Here is a 17,204-nt window from a genome sequence, read left to right on the forward strand (position 1 = left end):
TGCCCGAGAAATCGAAATCGGCCCCGGTCATCTTAAGATCCACTATTTATGAGCCCCCAGCGCATCTTAAAAAGCCGCCCACACCTGCCCCAATGGCAGGCGCTGTTGCTTTTAGTGGTGTTTCTCAGTGCGCGTGGTTTGGTACCTGCGGGATTTATGCCCGCCGCCTTTGCGGACTCTACCCCCTACGGCCTCTGTCACGGCGACAGCCGCAGCGCACTTTTATTAAATGCCCTGGCAATCCCGGTAGAAGAGCACCACCACGGCCCTCAGACTGAAACGAGCGGGCATAACCACGATGCGCTGACCGCACATTCTTTTGCCGACAATCATTGTAATTTTTCCGCCGCGGCCAGCCTGGCCAGTGCGCCGGCGGCAGAGCTGTATGCAGCCGTCGCGGGAAACATCCTGCCCACGCCAGCCATCGGTTTCAGTCCGGTTCACTCCCACAGACATGCCCGCCCTCTTATCCGCGCCCCGCCGGTTTAACACCACCGTTTTTCCATTAATTTTTCAGCACTGAAAAAGTGTGTCGAAAATTCGAGGTCTGATTTCGAGGCTGGGTAGCGCGCGTCATACTCGCGATTAACCTGGCCAGGCTGCTACAGCCGTATATCCGCCTCGTCAAAATAGGAATTCCCGGCTGTGATTACGGCCGGGATAAATCCGTGCGCGCCTTTTAAGCACGCACGTATAACCGTGTCCGCTGCACGGTCTGATAAACGGATAAGTCAGCATGTACAATTTTAAATTTCCAAAGAAATTTTCACTGCACACACCGCTCAGCCTGGCCATTATTGCCGGCTGTACCTATTCCGGCATGTTGCTTGCCAATGAGGAGAACAGCAGCAAAGAGGGAGAAATGGAACAGATGGTAGTCACCGGGGTAAAAACCGAGCTGCCTCTCAACCTGGTGACAGACCCCAAAATACCTCGCCAACCCTTGCCTGCCAATGACGGTGCCGATTACCTGAAAACCATTCCCGGTTTTTCCGTAGTCCGCAAAGGCGGCACCAGTGGCGATCCCCTATTACGCGGTATGGGCGGTTCGCGCCTGGGCATGCTGTTGGATGGGGAATCGATTATGGGCGGCTGCCCCAGCCGCATGGACCCGCCCACCGCATATATTTTCCCCGAGAGCCTCGATGAAATCGAAGTGATCAAGGGGCCCCAAAGTGTTGTGCATGGGCCGGGTAATTCCGCCGGGGTAGTACTGTTCAATCAGCTGCAGGAGCGTCCCAGCGAATCGGAGTGGGATATGCACGCGAGCCTGCTCGGCGGTAGTGCCGATCGCAAAGATGGACTCTTTGACCTCGCCTATAAAACCCCCCAACTTTCCCTGCGCGGTTCGGCGACCTCCGCTTCCGCCGATGACTATGAAGATGGTGACGGCAACCAGGTGCACTCCAACTATGCGCGCTGGAGCAGCAAGGTAAACCTAGCCTGGACTCCAAACGACGATACCCGCCTGGAATTCGATAGCACCTTTAGCGACGCTGAAGCGGCCTATGCCGACCGGGGCGCTGACGGCAGTAAGTTTGATCGAGAAAGCTATAGAGCAAAATACCGCCGCAGTAACCCCGGGGGGCTGTTGAGTGCCATTGAGATTCAGGCGTATTACAACTACATCGACCACGTTATGGATAACTACAGCCTGCGTGAACCTGCAGGGATGGCAGCTAACCCCAGCGCCATGAATTTAGACAGCGAGACCTATGGAACCAAGCTGAGCCTGGAGTTTGCCCCTGCGGATAACATCGAGCTAACCGCCGGCCTGGATACACGAGAAAACCGCCATAGCAGCCGCATGAGCATGAACCAAACGATGCTTGATTACCGTCAGCTCGCGCGGGATGCAGATGCCGAATTTTCCCAGCTGGGTATTTTCTCCGAGGCCGGGTGGCAGATAGCTCCCAATCAACGCTGGATTGTCGGTGCCCGCCTAGACGACTGGGAAGTTCGCGACCTGCGCGAGACGATCTCTCTCTCGATGATGTCCTCTGTGGAAAACCCCAGTGCCGGGGAAACTCGCTCGGAACGCCTACCTAGCGGTTTCCTGCGCTATGAGCGAGCGCTGCCAACAGCACCTGAAAACTCAGCCACTCTCTATGCTGGCCTGGGATACAGCGAACGCTTCCCCGACTATTGGGAAATTTTCTCTCGCGAAGCGGAGGATTCCTACAGCGCACTCAATGTGGAAGCGGAAAAAATGACTCAGTTAGATATCGGCTATATTTACCGCGATGAAAATCTGTCCGCCAGTATTTCCGCCTTTGCCAGTGCTATTCGCGACTACCTGCTGGTACAGAATGACTTCCAGAAGACGGCGCTAATGGCAGAGATGAACGATATGTCCAGCATGGGCGACGACATGGATATGGGGAGCTCTTCAGGCGGCCGCACTGTTGCGGTAATACGCAATGTTCAGGCGCGGACTTGGGGACTGGAGCTGGATGCCAGCTATCAATTAACCGACAACTGGCGCAGTGAATTCACTCTGACATCAGTGCGCGGCGCCAACGATAGCGACGAGAGCACTCTGGCCCAACTGCCTCCACTGGAGGCGCGCCTGGGGCTCCACTACGAGCATACCCAGTGGTCTGCGGGTATTCTGTGGCGGGCAATTGCCAGCCAGGATCGTGTCGATGTCGGCAAAGGCAATATCATCGGACAAGACTTCGGTCCCACAGACTCTGCCAATGTGCTGTCAATTAACGCGGGCTGGCGGCCAAACAAGCGTCTGCTGTTGACGGCGGGAATAGATAACCTTCTCGATGAAACTTACGCGGAACATGTCAGCCGCGCCGGTGCGGAAATTCCTAACTTTCCACAACTCGACAGGGTGAATGAACCCGGCAGGACCCTCTGGTTAAAGACTATTTATCGTATTTAAATCGAGTATTTTCCAGCCGGTTCAATGGCTGAGTAAACGGAGCGGGAAGCCCCTGCGGGTTTCCCGCTTTATAAGTGCGCTGTCATTTATCGCACTATGCTCAAACAATAAATACGTACGCCAACAAGGCGGCTAAATAATAATATTAAAATCGATAGGAAAGATTGAGACTTAAAGTGCGCAGGTGTCCCAGGTTCACTCGATAGATCGAGCCAATATCATTGTAATTGTACTCAATGGAGGTATCGAAATCCGGGTTCCACATAAACCGGTAACCGAGGCCCAGATTCCAAAAGGTATCGCTGCCATTTGCATTGATGACATGGTAGTAATAGCCATCATAATACCAATCATCCTCGCGATCCAAAGGGTGCCACTTGTCTTTGTGGTGATACCAGTAGCCGTATTTGCGCACATTATTCAGGTCAATATCGGCATAATTCCAGCCAGCCATCCAATAGAGGCACTGGACATAGCAGTTCAGGGTAAAATCCACCTTGAAATTCAGACCCACCTGATTGATTTTCACGCGGCTGTCATCAAATCGTGAATAGCGCAGGTTTACCTGCCACACACCCACCGCCGGGGTAATTCCCACGCTGGCATAACCGAAAAAATCCCGCTGACTATTGAGCTGCAAATCTCCAGATCCCAAGCCCAGCGTGGTGATAACCCGATACTCCCCAGACTCTATACCCTCAAAAGGATTATTCCATTCCACCGCACTGACCACAGGCGACACTAGCAGGGCCAGGGCAAAGAAAATTACTTTCATGACAGACATCCTTGCATCACGATACTTATTAGGGAATCTCTGAAAATTTCGTAATATCTCTGTGGGGCGTTTGTCGATCAGGCACCATGACCTCACAGAGTCCAGCCTCAGAAAAGCTATACACTCTCGACATCGATAATGGCCCAGATGCCACCCGCAAAGGCGGGGTTTTCTCGCAGATGATCCACATCCTGTGGCTTGGGCATGGGCTTCCCGGCCTTGTGTAACTCTTCGAGGCGCTGGAATATTGTTTCCGCCATTTTTTGCAGGGCGCCATCTAAGGTTTCGGCATAGCAATGACAATGCGGCAGGTCCGGTGCTATGGCACCGAAGCCGGCGTATTCAATATTGTGAAGCACAACCGGGTAGCGCATTGGAAAATTCTCTTAGTCATTAGCTTTCCAAAGCGTAGACGGGTTTCAATCTGGTGAAGGCAATCTGGCAAGGAAAATCCACTATTTTTCCAGTGCAATAAATCCAGCGGTAGTATTTCTAATTGAGACAGACGCCTTCAGTAAATAATTATTTATTTTATTAAGTAATGAATAATTCCGTAGTGCCACTGGCACCCAGATCGCAGCACAATAAGTGCATGTTTTTGCAGGATCCCTCTAACCTGGCGGGTCTTAAAGGACATAACTGTCAAGTTGGATCGATTGCAAAGTGCCAAACTTGGATCATTCGCGGTAAGCTGCGCCTTTCATCTGCCGCTTTTATAAGTAAACCAATTATTAAATTATCCAAAAATTCCTTTAAACCATTATCGGCTCACAAGGAGACTAAGAGTAAGGAAGGGCTTCCCGGCATTCTGCTGAAAAATTAAAACAGACCTATAGGATTCTGGATCAATCTTAGAAAAAATATTGTTTTACGCAAATTACAGGGAGGAGTCAGCGTGGCATTCTTCCCAACAGCGCCCGGCGGGAAAAGATCATACCGTTTAATGTGCGTCGCAGTAGCGTTTGATTTTCCGAATCGGTTTCCGCAATAGCATCCTGTTGCCGCTGCAACCAAGCAATTTCATCTTCGAGCTGCCGGCGCAGACCGCGAGTTTCACTGAGTGGCGGCTCATTATGGCTCATATGGCTGGGCATGCTGCCGGCCTTTTCTGTTTTTATCTAAGGGCGTGACAAATAATATTGCGCCCCCAGCGGGGTGGGGGCATGGCAAGCTTAGTTCACGGATGACTCTGTGTTGAGTAAATCCTGCCAATCGAAAGACGCATCTCCGATCACATAAAAAAACGGATTCAACAGGGAATCCTTGCGGTTGTAGCGCAGCAGCTTGAATTGATCATCGACTACCGTGCCACCGGCCGCCTCGACCACCGCCTGGGCTGCGGCGGTGTCCCATTCGCATGTTGGTGCCAGCCTGGGGTATAGGTCTGCGGCACCCTCCGCCACCAGACACAATTTGAGAGAGCTCCCCATGTTTTTACAGGCCACCGCTCCCAACCTGGATTCAATGCGCTCCACCAATTGATCCACGGCACCGGCACCATGACTGCGACTGGCGACCAGCTCAACCGCTTCGCCCGACTCCAGACGCTGTCTCAATGGACGCACACGGATATCTGTATCACCGGATACGGTACGTTTAAAAGCGCCAGCACCTTTGCCGCCAGCATAGGTGATATCCAACACCGGCACATACACCACCCCCAGCACGGGCTCGCCGTTTTCGATCAGCGCAACGTTTACGGTGAACTCGCCGGTGCGGCGGATAAATTCCTTGGTGCCATCCAGCGGATCCACAATCCAGTAGCGCTGCCACTGGCTGCGCTCGGCAAAAGAGGGCATTTCCTGCTCTTCGGACAACACCGGGACACCTTCGATCAGCTGCGCCAGCGCTGGAGCGAGGATCTTGTGGGCAGCCAGATCCGCCGCAGTCACCGGTGAATCGTCCGCCTTGGTTTCCACTTCCAGGTCGGCACTGCTGTGGTAAACCGTCAAAATGGCTTCCCCGGCGCCTTTGCAGATTGCGATTACCTGCTCCAATAATGCCTTATTCATTAAAACTCCCTTATTTTTTAGGCTGTGATTATAGGACCTTAGGCGGAAAAAAGATCTTTTACAGACAGATAGCGCTCACCGCTGTCATAGCTAAATACCAGTACGCGACTGCCTGGGGCGAACTCACCCTCACGTTTTTTCAACGCCGCCAAACTGGCGCCGGAGGAAATACCCACAAAAATGCCCTCCCGCAAAGCGCACTGACGCGTCATTTCAAAACTATCCTCTTCGCTGACCAAAATAGTGCCGTCGAGCATCTCGGTATTCAGAACCTCCGGAATAAAGCCCGCACCAATTCCCTGTAGGCGGTGCAGACCTTTATCGCCACCACTGATCACCGGAGATTTTTCCGGTTCGACGGCAAACACCTGCAGCTTGGGAAAAGATGCCTTGAGAACCTCACCACAGCCCGTGATATGGCCGCCGGTGCCGACTCCGGTAATCAGATAATCCAGCCCCTCGGTGAAGTCGGCCAGAATTTCTTTAGCGGTAGTTTCTCGATGTACCTGGACATTGGCGCGATTGTTAAATTGCTGAGGCATCCAACCGTTGGCATGTTCTGCCAGTAATTCTTCAGCTTTGGCGATAGCGCCCCCCATCCCCTGTTCCTTGGGCGTGAGTACCAGCTCGGCCCCCATGGCAGTCATCACCTGCCGCCGCTCCAGTGACATGGATTCCGGCATGGTAAGAATCAAGCGATAGCCCTTCACTGCCGCCACCATGGCCAGACCGATTCCGGTGTTGCCGGAGGTGGGCTCAATAATCACACCGCCCACCGGCAGGGCGCCGCGACGCTCGGCATCCTCAATCATCGCCAGGGCGATGCGGTCTTTAATACTGCTGCCGGGATTGAAGCGCTCCACCTTCATCCACACCTCAATATCTGAGCGGAACAAGTGGTTAATGCGCACATGGGGGGTATTGCCGATGGTTTCCAGAATATTGGCTGCCTTCATCGATAAAGCTCTCCGTTAATGACTTTCTCGGCAAACACGTCGTTCTGCCTATAAATAATTGCCTGAAGACAGATAGTAACCCAGATGCGCGCCACCCCAAGTGGCTCGGGTAAAAATCCAGGCGGTGGTAAAAGCTGGTAAATTCTTCAGGCAATCACAGCGATTAAACGGGTAACCCCCCATCTTGTCTAAACCAGTTAATTGGCTCGCCAGCTTAAGGCGCCACTGAATAAAGAATCTGATAATAATAAGAGGCATCACTATGATCGTTAACGCTCCCGCCGCCCATCAATCCAGTCCTTTCCTGCCCTGTACATTTGTGCTCTGTGCCGCTCTTTTTGTGCTTCTTGACGGCCTCGGAGTTACTGGCCTTTGGATGGCCTCCTTAAAAGCCCTGCCGATCGCCATCCTCGCCCAACTGGCACTGCGACAGCTGTATGGGCTCAGTCGCAGCCTGACACTCGCAGCCCTGGCTTTTTCTGCACTCGGCGATGTGCTGCTGGAAATAACATTTACCCACCACTTTATCTTTGGCCTAGGCGCCTTTCTGCTAGCCCAACTTCTCTACGCTGCTAACTTCCTGCGCCACGCCGACTTCCGCAATCGCCGCAGCCTGATGCGAATCCTGCCGGTGATTCTGTGCGCTCTTGTGCTGGCCCGGCTGATTCTTCCTGTCACCGGGGAACTGGCACCGGCAGTGCTGTTTTACCTACTGGCCATTGTCGCCATGGCCCTGGGCGCGGCGGCACACCGGGGCAACTCGGGCCTATTATTCACTGGCGCAATCACCTTTATGCTGTCCGACACGCTGATTGCTCTAAATAAATTTGTCACCCCGCTCCCCCTTGCCGATACAGCAATTATGCTCACTTACTACAGTGCACAGTTCGCCATCCTGTACGGCATACGCCGCACCCAGGCATAATGTCCCTTAATCTAGGGTATATATGGGGACAGCTACACTTTGGCCTCCCTCCCCACCACTGAGAGGTAGACAGGCCCCATGCTCGACTGGCGAAGTATCGACACTGTGCTGCTGGATATGGACGGCACCCTGCTGGATTTGCACTACGACAACCACTTCTGGCTCGACCATCTGCCCAGGCGCTACGCCGAAGTGCATGGCCTGGACCCACTGCACGCACAGGAAACCCTGCAAAAAGAGATCGATGCCCGCCGCGGTACCCTGGAGTGGTACTGTCTCGATTTTTGGGCGGAGACCCTACAGATGGATATCCTCGAAGTGCTGCGCGAAATTGAGGAACGCATCGCCCTGCGCCCCCACACCGAGGCCTTTCTCCAGGGCTTGCAACAGCTGCGCAAACCCACTTATCTGGTCACCAATGCGCACCGCCTTGGGCTCGAGCACAAGCTGGAACTTACCGGTCTCGACCGCTGGTTTGACGGCATTATTTCCTCCCACGATTATGGACACGCCAAAGAGAGCGAACGATTCTGGCACGTCCTGCGCGAAGAGGTGACGTTCGACCCACAGCGCACCTTGTTTGTGGACGACAACCAGAGCGTACTGGCCGCCGCACAGGATTACGGTATCGCCCACCTGCTGTGTATCCGCCAACCCGACAGCCGCGGCCCCAAACGCGAGATCAACAACTTCCCGGCAATTCATCATTTCGATGAAATTATGTCGCCGCATCACAGCAATAATTAACCCGCAGAGTTCGGGTAACGCCTATATAACGACAGGTTTCGATGGAAAAAGTACGTATAGACAAGTGGCTTTGGGCCGCGCGCTTCTTCAAGACCCGCAGCATCGCCAAACAGGCGATTGAAGGCGGCAAGGTGCATGCCGATGGGCATAGAGTCAAAGCCAGCAAGGAACTCACCGTTGGTGCGCTGTTGAGTATTCGCCAGGGCTGGGACCAGATGGAGGTGGAGGTTATCGCCCTCTCCGACCAGCGCCGCGGCGCCGATATCGCCCGTACCCTCTACCGCGAGACCGAGGGCAGTATCGCCCGGCGCGCTCGCGAGCGCAGCGAGCGCCAGGCGGCCAACGGCGGTATCCAGCCCGAGCGCCCCAACAAAAAGCAGCGCCGCCAGATCCATCGCTTCCTGCGAGAGCAGGACTAGCGGTAAATAACCAGAGTGGTGAAAATTCCGCCATTTTTATTCATAGCTGCTAAACTGGCTCAACTTAACCCGATAGAAAACAGCCCCGATGAAACGACTGATCGCCATCTCTCTGTTGCTTCTGCTCGGCGTGCAGACAGCCCTCGCCGATAGCCGCGAACACGAGCAGCTCAAGCGCTCGATTATTAAGATTTACACCACCGCCTCGGCCCCGGACTACTTCAATCCCTGGGCGCTGTTGAACCCCAAACAGCTCTCCGGCTCCGGTGCGGTTATCCGCGGTCAGCAGATCCTCACCAATGCCCATGTCGTGGCCAACGGCAGCTTTATCCAGGTGCAGCGCCATGGCGATGCCAAGAAATTCCGCGCCCGAGTGAAGTTCGTCTCCCACGATGCCGATCTGGCCCTGCTCACCGTGGATGATGACAATTTCTTCAGTGACACCCGCCCCCTAACGCTGGGCAAGCTGCCCGACCTGCAGGAAGAAGTCACCGTATACGGCTACCCCATCGGCGGCAAATCCCTGTCGATCACCCGCGGGGTTCTATCGCGGATGGAGCATCAGTACTACGCCCATGCCGAGAGCTACCTGATGGCCGGCCAGATCGACGCTGCCATCAACCCCGGCAATAGCGGCGGCCCTGTGATTTCCGGTGGCCGCATTGTCGGTGTAGCCATGCAGACCAATCAGAGCGCCGAAAATCTGGGCTATTTCGTGCCCCCCAGCGTGATTGCCCATGTGCTTGAAGACGCCACAGACGGACAACACCAGGGCTTCCCCGAACTGGGGGTGGTCACCCAGAGCCTGGAAAGTCCCTCCATGAAAAAAGCCGCCGGCCTCAGCGAGGATCAGGATGGCGCCATGATCGTCAAAGTTTTTAGCGACTCCCCCTCCGCAGGGACTTTCCAGCCCGGAGATGTCCTGCTCGAAGTCGACGGTTTTAAGGTCGCCGCCGATCGCACCGTGGAATGGCGTGAAAATCAGCGTACCAATTACCACTACGCCGTAGACCTACACCATGTTGGCGACAAACTACCGGTGCGCTTCTCCCGCAACGGCGTGGAACAAACCGCAGAGGTGACCCTGGACGCAGCGCCCCCCTCCCGCGCTCTGGTCGTGGGTGAACAATTCGACCAACAGCCCCGCTACTACATCTATGGCGGCGTGGTATTCGTGCCCCTGAACATGAACCTGATCAAGCGCTGGGGCAACAACTGGCACTCCAAGGCCCCTATCGACTACCTCTATGCGCGCAATCAATGGGGTGAAGAAACCCGCCGCGAACTGGTAGTAGCCCTCAAGGTATTGCCCGCCAACGTCAATTTGGGCTACCACGACTGGAAGAACTGGATCATCGATTCGGTCAATGGCCACACTGTTGCGGACTTCGACGAATTCGCCCAGCTGATGGAAACCAACAAAGAGACCTTCGTGGAGCTGCGCGACCGCTCCGGTTACCGCATGGTGCTGGATCACGCCGAGGCCCAGGAGCAGGAACCGCTGATTCTGCAGACCTACCATATTCCCCAGCGCCACTCGCAGGGACTGTTCAGCAGATTGGCCAATAAAGAGGAGTAAGGCCCGCGATAAGGGCTAGGGAGAAGCCGTGAAACTACTGAGAGGAACCTTGTTTGGCAGCCTGATGGTGGCTGCCACTGCCGGGGCTAGTGAACTCTATCGCTGGGTCGACGCCGACGGGCGTGTACATTTCAGCGACCGCCCCCCAGCGGAGGCCAAGGCCCAGGATATATCCGGGCAGCTCAATCCGATCAACTCCGCCGAGGCCACCAAGAATCGGCCGAGCTTGATCACCTCCCCGGCCACAACCACCGGCCGAGAGCAGCAAAAACGCCAACAGAAGGAGCAACAGGCACGCCAGCAGGAGCAGCAGCGCAACTGCAGCAAAGCGCGCCAGCGTCTACGCGCGATCAATGGGCGCGTGGCCTTTATCGACAATAATGGCAAAGAGGTTCGCTATTCCGAGCGCGAGCGCCAACAAATGGCCAAAAAGCTCCAGCGGGAAATCGCCAGCCGCTGCGGCTGACCCCAAAAAACCACCTCCTTCAGCCGGCATATCGCTTGCCGGCGCCACAATTATCCAGGCCGGCTACCATTTAGACATATCCACCTCTAAAATCCCGCGGTTTTAATACCGAGGCAATCGATCTATGTCCGATCAGCTGGAACGCTTTATCTTTTCCCAACACGATATACGCGGGCAGATGGTGACCCTCACCGATGCCTACCGCGAAGTGCTGGAACACAACCCGCTGCCTGCGCCGGTGGCGCATCTGCTGGGAGAGTTTCTCGCGGCCGCCGCCCTACTTTCCACCACCCTGAAGTTCGAGGGCATACTGAGTCTGCAGGCCCGCGGCGAAGGGGATGTACCACTGATTATGGCGGAGTGTACCCACCACAGCGATTTGCGTGGTATCGCGCGGGTTGCCGAGGGAGCACAAATCAGTGAAGACGCCAGCCTGAGCCAACTGATCGGGCCGCGCGGCGTCCTCTCAATCACCCTGGAACCGAAACGCGGCGAGCGCTACCAGGGCGTTGTCCCCTTGGAAAAAGACAGCCTGGCCGGCTGCCTGGAAGACTACTTCATCCAATCAGAGCAACTCGATACCCGCTTCTGGCTGGAGTGTGACGGCAGCAGTGTGGGCGGCATTATGCTGCAGGTGTTGCCCGGCAATAACGCCGCCAGCGCAGAGGAAAATCACGATGCCTGGGAAACCGCCCTGCACCTGGCAGATACCGTGAGCGCCGATGAGCTGTTTCACGTTCCCCACGACGAGTTGATTCACCGCCTGTTCCACCAATTGCAGCCGGCGAGCCTGGGCACCGACAGTATTCGCTTCAAGTGCAGCTGCTCCAGAGAGCGCAGCGCGCACGCCCTGATTTCCCTGGGCGCAGAGGATGTATACCGGCTACTGGAAGAGCAAAATGGTGAGATTATAACCGACTGCCAATTTTGTAACGCTCAGTACCGCTTCGACCGAGAGCAGGTTGAATCCCTTCTGAGTGCGCCGCCCCATACCTTGCACTAGGGGTAGTTGCCACCGGTGGGGGAACAATTTTCGCCACTGGCTGGCCCAGCTTCCGCACACGAAGATTCACATAATCTATAGGGTAAAATTACTACATAGATGAAGTGAATCAAAAACAGGTAAATTTGTACTGACAGCGCTGTCAAAGAGCAAAAAGTGACCGAGTTTGCTACCCGCTTATTTTGAATTTTGCCATAATGCGCCCCCCCAATTTTGCCAGGCTGTCTAATACTTGGGCGGCCCTATATTTTTACTATCCAACATTCACGGGTAATCGACGAATGGCACAGATCGACGACACCGCGCTGGTTTATAAGAACCTTTCACCAGCACAATTGGTCGAGCAGGCTCTTACGCGCGGCGAAGGCAAACTTTCCGACACTGGCGCGCTGGTCACTGAAACTGGCGCCCGCACCGGCCGCTCCCCGGCGGACCGCTTTGTTGTGGAAGAGCCCTCCACCGCCGACAGCATCGCCTGGGGCAATGTGAACCGCCCCTTCCCACAGGACAAGTTCGATGCCCTGTGGGACCGCGTAGAGGCTTTTGTCGCCGGCGACGACAGCTTCGTGCAACATCTGCACGTAGGCCAGGACGAAGATCACTACCTCCCGGTTGTTGTGACCACCCAGACCGCTTGGCACAACCTGTTCGGCCGCAACATGTTTATCCGCGCCGAAAAGTACAACCCCAAGGGCAAGGAAGAGTGGCGTATCCTGCACGCACCGAATTTTGTGTGTGAACCCGACCGCGACGGCACCAACTCCGAAGGCTGCGTGATCATCAACTTCGGCCAGCGCCGCGTCCTGTTGGCCGGAATGCGCTACGCCGGTGAGATGAAGAAGGCGATGTTCTCTGTGCAGAACTTCCTGCTGCCGGAAAAAGATGTCATGCCCATGCACTGTGCCGCCAACGTGGGCAAAGAAGGCGATACCTGCCTGTTCTTCGGCCTGTCCGGCACCGGTAAGACCACCCTGTCCGCCGATCCCGAGCGCTACCTGATCGGTGACGACGAGCACGGCTGGAGCAAGGGCGCAGTCTTCAATATGGAAGGCGGCTGCTACGCCAAAACCATTGATCTGAGCCAAAAAAATGAGCCGGTGATCTGGGACGCAATCCGCTTCGGCGCCATCGTTGAGAACGTGGTGACCAACGATCACGGCACCGCCGATTACTGCGACACCAGCCTCACAGAAAACGGCCGCTGCTCCTACCCGCTGGAGCATGTCGAAATGCGCCAGCTGGCGAACCGCGCCGGCGAGCCGAAGAATGTCATCTTCCTCACCTGCGACGTATCCGGCGTACTGCCTCCAGTATCCATCCTCTCCAAAGAGGCTGCCGCCTACCACTTCCTGTCCGGCTACACCGCTCGCGTTGGCTCTACCGAACTGGGCGCAGAGGCCGGTATCCATCCGACCTTCTCCACCTGTTTCGGCGCGCCGTTCATGCCGCGCGCTCCGCGCGAATACGCCGACCTGCTGATGAAACGTATCGACGACTTCGGCTCCAAAGTCTACCTGGTCAACACCGGCTGGACTGGCGGCTCCGGCGACAACGGCAAGCGCTTCCCGATTCCGGTTACCCGCGCTGTGGTAGCGGCAATCCAGAGCGGCGCTCTGGAAGGCGCGGCCACCGAGCACCTGGATACCCTGAATCTGGATATTCCCCTGGAAGTACCGGGCGTCGACAAAGCCTACCTGAACCCACGTGAAGCCTGGGAAGACAAGGCTGCCTACGACGATCAGGCCGGCAAGCTGGCCAGACTGTTCGCCGAGAACATTGAGAAGTTCAATGTCAGCAATGAGGTGAAAGGCGCCGGTCCCAAGGCCTAAGCCCCTCAGCGCAGCCTCCTAAAGGCGTAAAAAAGCCCCGCCACCACATGGTGCCGGGGCTTTTTTTATACCGCCATCTTCCACATCCACTCCGCTACCCATGCCATCGAAAGTTGTCGATTTTTACGGCTATAGTGTGTAAAGAGGCGCCGACGAAATAGACGTCTGTGTGCAGGCTCTCACTTCACTGACCAGATTTCGGAGCTGTAATCGAAACCCATGTCCGAAGGCAATTCATTTACCCGCTTCAGGACCCTCTACCCCCATCAACCGCCCGGTCGGCGCACCAATTTTGCGGTAGTGGCCAGCCTGACCCTGTTGCTCACTGTGGTACTGGTAACCCTGTGGCTGTGGCTGTGGTTTAAGGCACAGGAAAAACCCTATGTGGAAACGAAAGGGTATCGCATCGCCAGCGAGGAGAGCTTTAAGAGCTTTTTACGCAATGGCAACAACCGCGCGCAGGTCAAAGCCCTCAGTGACTACTTGGAAAGCCGTGGGCTCAGCGAGGTCACCGCGGTGAGCAATCTACTGCGCCAGGGTGAAGAGTGGCTGGAACTCGAGAAACCAGCATTCGCCCTCCCCCCCCAGGGCGAGTGGTCCAAGATGGCCGATACCTTAAAGCTACTGCGCGAGCAGGTTGTGCCCCTGATCGGCCCGGTAGCAGTGATCTCCGGATTTCGCAGCGACAGCTATAACCGCGAGCTGGAGCACTCAGATAAGGCCCGTCACCGGGCCTTTTGCGCCCTAGACCTAATTCCTACCTCCAATATCAGCCACGGTGAGCTTGTGGAAGAACTGCAAGCCCTGCACGCGCGCCTGGGTCCCGAAAGCCGCTTCGGCCTGGGACTGGGTAACGGCGTGCTCTTCCATATCGACACCTGTGGCTATCGAACCTGGCAACTGATGGATTGAACCATGGGTATCCAAGACAACGGCGATCGTCAAACATCCATTTCACGCACCCAGCGCCGCTGGCTATTACTGACCGGCGGGCTGCTAATCATCATCACGATTATTGTGCTACTGCTCACCTCGGAGAAAACGCGTGAGTTAGGTGAGAGAATTCTCAGCCCTATCGACCTCCTGCCCTTGCCGGATACCCCTGAAATTTACGATATACAGGGATACCCTGCCGCCTCAGAGCGGGTTTTTAGTCGCTTCCTTAAGCAGGAAGAAAATCAGAAGCGGTTTGCCAAGCTAAAGAATTTTCTGCGAATCAATGAGGTGGACCATGTGGTAGCGCCCTTCGAACTGTTGCGCCAAGGCAGCGACTGGCAGGACCTAGGCGAACCACCTTTCGCCATTCCGCCTACGGAAAATTGGGGCTCCATGATTTACACCCTGAGAGCACTGCAGCGAGAGATAGTGCCGATTATCGGCCCGGTTACCGTGATCTCAGGCTGGCGTACCACCAGCTACAACAGCAAGGCCGGTGGCTCTAAAGGCAGTAAGCATTTGCGCTTTTGCGGGCTGGATATAGTGCCGCAGAAAAATTTCACCCGCGAACAATTAGTGCCCGTACTAAGGGATATTCACAAACGCAACGGCAAGCAGTGGGATATGGGATTGGGGATATATAAAGGGATTCGTTTTCACGTAGATACCTGTGGTTACAGGCGCTGGTAAATCCGCCCTGCTTCTGCTTAGATAGATCGCAAATTAGGCGCCCGATACCACAGGGCTTTGCAGCAGTAGAGGGAGCTCCAGTGCAGGAAAAGTTAGAAAGACGCTCATTTATACTTTCACTTATTTTAGTGTCGATCGGTTTTTTACTACTGGTAAAACCCTTCTTCACACCGATTTTCTGGGCCTGTGCTATCGCCCTGATTTTCTACCCAGTGTACCGCTTGCTGATGGAGCGCTTTCCGAACTCACCCAATTCCATGGCGCTGCTGACGCTGTTTATGTGCATCGTGCTATTGGTAATACCCGTACTGGTGGTAGCAACGTCCTTTATTAATGAAGCCGTCACTCTCTATCACCGGGTGCAGGAAGGGCAGATCGATATCTCGAAATCCCTGGAACAGGTGCGCAATACCTTCCCACGGGTCAACGATATGCTCGAGGGCATCGGCGTCGATATTGATGAAGCCAAGCAACGGCTACTTGGCGGCGTAATGAATGCCGGCAGCTTTATCGCCAAAAATGCTATTGAAGTTGGGCAAAACACCGTTAACTTTTTTGTCATGCTTGGCTTAATGCTCTACCTCACATTCTTTTTAATTCGCGATGGCGAGAAGCTGGTCAACCTGATTATTCATGCACTGCCCCTCGGTGATGAACGCGAACACCTGCTGCTGGCTAAATTTGCCGAAGTGACCCGAGCTACCATCAAGGGCAACCTGGTCGTCGCCATCACCCAGGGCTCTCTGGGCGGTATTATTTTCTGGGCCCTCGACCTCCCCGCACCGCTGCTGTGGGGGGTATTGATGACCCTGCTGTCGCTACTGCCTGCCGTTGGCGCGGCGCTGATCTGGTTTCCCGCCGCGATCTATCTCTACGGCATAGGCGAGCCGATCAAAGCCAGCATATTGCTGGCATACGGATTTACGGTAATCAGCTTGGTAGACAACTTATTGCGCCCGATTTTGGTGGGGCGGGATACCAAGTTACCAGATTATCTGGTGCTGTTTTCCACCGTGGGTGGCCTGATCATGTTTGGTATCAGTGGCTTCGCAATAGGCCCTCTACTCGCAGCGCTATTCCTCGCCTTCTGGGAAATCTTTATGCGGGAATTTGTCCACCCCGAAGACATGCTGATGCCGCCAAGGCCCGAGGGTGATTAGCCGTGAGCAACCCCGCCAGCTGAAAGTGGCAGCAAAATACTCTGACTGCTGAATAGAGCTAGCGCCGGGAGGTATAGGATAACGCGTAAATCCGAAAGTCTGGCTTCTGGCACTCGCCAGTCTCTCGGGCGAAACTAGACTGTTGCGAAAATTCCAGGTCGAACAAGAGGCATATACTAGTTTGATGCGGAGTATGGCAGTAGCATAGACGCAATTTTTGCCTTAGCGGATGTTCCTATGAAATATTGGTTTACCCTGATTATCGCCACCATAATTAGCCTGCCGCTAATGGCGCTGGAAGTTGGAGAAAAAGCACCCAACTTCTCCCTGCAGGGCACAGATGGAAAGACACACTCACTGGACGACTATATCGGCAAACGCGCAGTTGTAATCGCTTGGTTTCCGAGGGCTTTTACTAAAGGCTGTACTATCGAATGTAAATCCCTGGCTAAAAATGGGCACAAAATTCGCGCCTTCGACGCGGCCTATTTTATGGCCAGCACCGATAAGCATGAGGATAACACCCGTTTTGCCAAGCATAATGCCGCCGATTTTCCCCTACTCAGCGACCCCACTGGACAAACGGCTAAAGCATACGATGTGTTGATCCCCGTTCTTAAACTCGCTCGGCGCGTCACTGTTTATATTGGCAAAGATGGGACCATTCTGAAGATTGACAAAGATATCAACCCCGCTACTAGTGCAGAAGATATCGCCCGTAATCTGGCCGAACTCGGGGTGGAGAAATCGGGCAACACGCAGAAAGAAAACGTGGAGCAGTAATCTATTTCACAGCTCGGAAAGCTCCGGGCTG

At 55.0% G+C, this 17,204-nt stretch carries 18 protein-coding genes; 13 read left to right on the plus strand and 5 right to left on the minus strand.

Features of this window, described 5'->3' with window-relative positions; genetic code table 11:
* Positions 1–48: 48 nt before the first annotated feature.
* Entirely contained in the window at positions 49–489 is a 441-nt protein-coding gene (locus tag Q1A69_RS11885; RefSeq protein WP_299585528.1) for a hypothetical protein, read from the plus strand.
* A gap of 247 nt (positions 490–736) precedes the next feature.
* The gene (locus Q1A69_RS11890; RefSeq protein WP_299585531.1) at positions 737–2,893 is read left to right on the plus strand and encodes a TonB-dependent copper receptor; all 2,157 of its coding nucleotides are present in this window, start codon (positions 737–739) and stop codon (positions 2,891–2,893) included.
* A gap of 145 nt (positions 2,894–3,038) precedes the next feature.
* Here Q1A69_RS11890 and Q1A69_RS11895 read toward each other — a convergent pair whose 3' ends face one another.
* From Q1A69_RS11895 to cysK, 5 genes are all read right to left on the minus strand, one after another.
* Positions 3,039–3,668, minus strand: a complete 630-nt coding sequence (locus tag Q1A69_RS11895) for an outer membrane beta-barrel protein (protein ID WP_299585533.1) — start codon at positions 3,666–3,668, stop codon at positions 3,039–3,041.
* Between the two features lie 116 nt (positions 3,669–3,784).
* Positions 3,785–4,042, minus strand: a complete 258-nt coding sequence (locus Q1A69_RS11900) for a type II toxin-antitoxin system HicB family antitoxin (RefSeq protein ID WP_299585535.1) — start codon at positions 4,040–4,042, stop codon at positions 3,785–3,787.
* 516 nt (positions 4,043–4,558) lie between these two features.
* The gene (locus Q1A69_RS11905) at positions 4,559–4,762 is read right to left on the minus strand and encodes a hypothetical protein (RefSeq protein ID WP_299585537.1); all 204 of its coding nucleotides are present in this window, start codon (positions 4,760–4,762) and stop codon (positions 4,559–4,561) included.
* A 78-nt stretch (positions 4,763–4,840) separates the two neighbouring features.
* Positions 4,841–5,680 carry a 3'(2'),5'-bisphosphate nucleotidase CysQ gene (cysQ, locus tag Q1A69_RS11910; protein ID WP_299585539.1) on the minus strand — a complete coding sequence of 280 codons (840 nt, stop codon included), beginning with the start codon at positions 5,678–5,680 and terminating at the stop codon, positions 4,841–4,843.
* A gap of 38 nt (positions 5,681–5,718) precedes the next feature.
* Positions 5,719–6,636 carry a cysteine synthase A gene (cysK, locus tag Q1A69_RS11915; RefSeq protein WP_299585541.1) on the minus strand — a complete coding sequence of 306 codons (918 nt, stop codon included), beginning with the start codon at positions 6,634–6,636 and terminating at the stop codon, positions 5,719–5,721.
* A 262-nt stretch (positions 6,637–6,898) separates the two neighbouring features.
* Here cysK and Q1A69_RS11920 point away from each other — a divergent pair, with 262 nt between their 5' ends.
* The 11 genes from Q1A69_RS11920 to Q1A69_RS11970 all read left to right on the plus strand — a co-directional run bounded on the left by Q1A69_RS11920 (position 6,899) and on the right by Q1A69_RS11970 (position 17,173).
* Positions 6,899–7,561, plus strand: a complete 663-nt coding sequence (locus tag Q1A69_RS11920) for a lysoplasmalogenase (RefSeq protein WP_299585543.1) — start codon at positions 6,899–6,901, stop codon at positions 7,559–7,561.
* A gap of 78 nt (positions 7,562–7,639) precedes the next feature.
* Complete coding sequence (yrfG, locus tag Q1A69_RS11925) at positions 7,640–8,308, plus strand: GMP/IMP nucleotidase (protein ID WP_299585545.1); 669 nt, start codon at positions 7,640–7,642, stop codon at positions 8,306–8,308.
* Between the two features lie 41 nt (positions 8,309–8,349).
* Positions 8,350–8,727 carry a S4 domain-containing protein gene (locus Q1A69_RS11930; RefSeq protein WP_299585547.1) on the plus strand — a complete coding sequence of 126 codons (378 nt, stop codon included), beginning with the start codon at positions 8,350–8,352 and terminating at the stop codon, positions 8,725–8,727.
* Positions 8,728–8,815: 88 nt separating this feature from the next.
* Positions 8,816–10,306: a serine protease gene (locus Q1A69_RS11935; RefSeq protein ID WP_299585549.1), complete on the plus strand. Its 1,491-nt coding sequence runs from the start codon at positions 8,816–8,818 to the stop codon at positions 10,304–10,306.
* Between the two features lie 28 nt (positions 10,307–10,334).
* Complete coding sequence (locus tag Q1A69_RS11940; protein WP_299585551.1) at positions 10,335–10,772, plus strand: DUF4124 domain-containing protein; 438 nt, start codon at positions 10,335–10,337, stop codon at positions 10,770–10,772.
* A gap of 124 nt (positions 10,773–10,896) precedes the next feature.
* Positions 10,897–11,775, plus strand: coding sequence for an Hsp33 family molecular chaperone HslO (gene hslO, locus Q1A69_RS11945; protein ID WP_299585553.1), 879 nt, complete (start codon positions 10,897–10,899; stop codon positions 11,773–11,775).
* A gap of 281 nt (positions 11,776–12,056) precedes the next feature.
* Complete coding sequence (locus tag Q1A69_RS11950) at positions 12,057–13,604, plus strand: phosphoenolpyruvate carboxykinase (RefSeq protein ID WP_299585555.1); 1,548 nt, start codon at positions 12,057–12,059, stop codon at positions 13,602–13,604.
* Positions 13,605–13,823: 219 nt separating this feature from the next.
* Complete coding sequence (locus Q1A69_RS11955; RefSeq protein WP_299585557.1) at positions 13,824–14,516, plus strand: hypothetical protein; 693 nt, start codon at positions 13,824–13,826, stop codon at positions 14,514–14,516.
* A gap of 3 nt (positions 14,517–14,519) precedes the next feature.
* A complete protein-coding gene (locus Q1A69_RS11960) occupies positions 14,520–15,230 on the plus strand; it encodes a D-Ala-D-Ala carboxypeptidase family metallohydrolase (RefSeq protein WP_299585559.1) in 711 nt (236 codons plus the stop codon).
* A gap of 80 nt (positions 15,231–15,310) precedes the next feature.
* A complete protein-coding gene (locus Q1A69_RS11965) occupies positions 15,311–16,390 on the plus strand; it encodes an AI-2E family transporter (protein ID WP_299585561.1) in 1,080 nt (359 codons plus the stop codon).
* Positions 16,391–16,627: 237 nt separating this feature from the next.
* On the plus strand, positions 16,628–17,173 hold the full coding sequence (locus tag Q1A69_RS11970) for a redoxin domain-containing protein (protein ID WP_299585563.1): 546 nt from the start codon (positions 16,628–16,630) through the stop codon (positions 17,171–17,173).
* The last annotated feature ends 31 nt before the right edge of the window (positions 17,174–17,204 follow it).

The sequence above is a fragment of the uncultured Microbulbifer sp. genome (assembly GCF_947498635.1).
Lineage (GTDB): Bacteria > Pseudomonadota > Gammaproteobacteria > Pseudomonadales > Cellvibrionaceae > Microbulbifer > Microbulbifer echini.

Excerpts from the sequence above, each read along its gene's own strand:
- Q1A69_RS11885 (WP_299585528.1), top strand. The coding sequence starts at position 49 with ATGAGCCCCCAGCGCATCTTAAAAAGCCGCCCACACCTGCCCCAATGG.
- Q1A69_RS11890 (WP_299585531.1), top strand. The coding sequence starts at position 737 with ATGTACAATTTTAAATTTCCAAAGAAATTTTCACTGCACACACCGCTC.
- Q1A69_RS11895 (WP_299585533.1), bottom strand. The coding sequence starts at position 3,668 with ATGAAAGTAATTTTCTTTGCCCTGGCCCTGCTAGTGTCGCCTGTGGTC.
- Q1A69_RS11900 (WP_299585535.1), bottom strand. The coding sequence starts at position 4,042 with ATGCGCTACCCGGTTGTGCTTCACAATATTGAATACGCCGGCTTCGGT.
- Q1A69_RS11905 (WP_299585537.1), bottom strand. The coding sequence starts at position 4,762 with ATGCCCAGCCATATGAGCCATAATGAGCCGCCACTCAGTGAAACTCGC.
- cysQ (WP_299585539.1), bottom strand. The coding sequence starts at position 5,680 with ATGAATAAGGCATTATTGGAGCAGGTAATCGCAATCTGCAAAGGCGCC.
- cysK (WP_299585541.1), bottom strand. The coding sequence starts at position 6,636 with ATGAAGGCAGCCAATATTCTGGAAACCATCGGCAATACCCCCCATGTG.
- Q1A69_RS11920 (WP_299585543.1), top strand. The coding sequence starts at position 6,899 with ATGATCGTTAACGCTCCCGCCGCCCATCAATCCAGTCCTTTCCTGCCC.
- yrfG (WP_299585545.1), top strand. The coding sequence starts at position 7,640 with ATGCTCGACTGGCGAAGTATCGACACTGTGCTGCTGGATATGGACGGC.
- Q1A69_RS11930 (WP_299585547.1), top strand. The coding sequence starts at position 8,350 with ATGGAAAAAGTACGTATAGACAAGTGGCTTTGGGCCGCGCGCTTCTTC.
- Q1A69_RS11935 (WP_299585549.1), top strand. The coding sequence starts at position 8,816 with ATGAAACGACTGATCGCCATCTCTCTGTTGCTTCTGCTCGGCGTGCAG.
- hslO (WP_299585553.1), top strand. The coding sequence starts at position 10,897 with ATGTCCGATCAGCTGGAACGCTTTATCTTTTCCCAACACGATATACGC.
- Q1A69_RS11950 (WP_299585555.1), top strand. The coding sequence starts at position 12,057 with ATGGCACAGATCGACGACACCGCGCTGGTTTATAAGAACCTTTCACCA.
- Q1A69_RS11955 (WP_299585557.1), top strand. The coding sequence starts at position 13,824 with ATGTCCGAAGGCAATTCATTTACCCGCTTCAGGACCCTCTACCCCCAT.
- Q1A69_RS11960 (WP_299585559.1), top strand. The coding sequence starts at position 14,520 with ATGGGTATCCAAGACAACGGCGATCGTCAAACATCCATTTCACGCACC.
- Q1A69_RS11970 (WP_299585563.1), top strand. The coding sequence starts at position 16,628 with ATGAAATATTGGTTTACCCTGATTATCGCCACCATAATTAGCCTGCCG.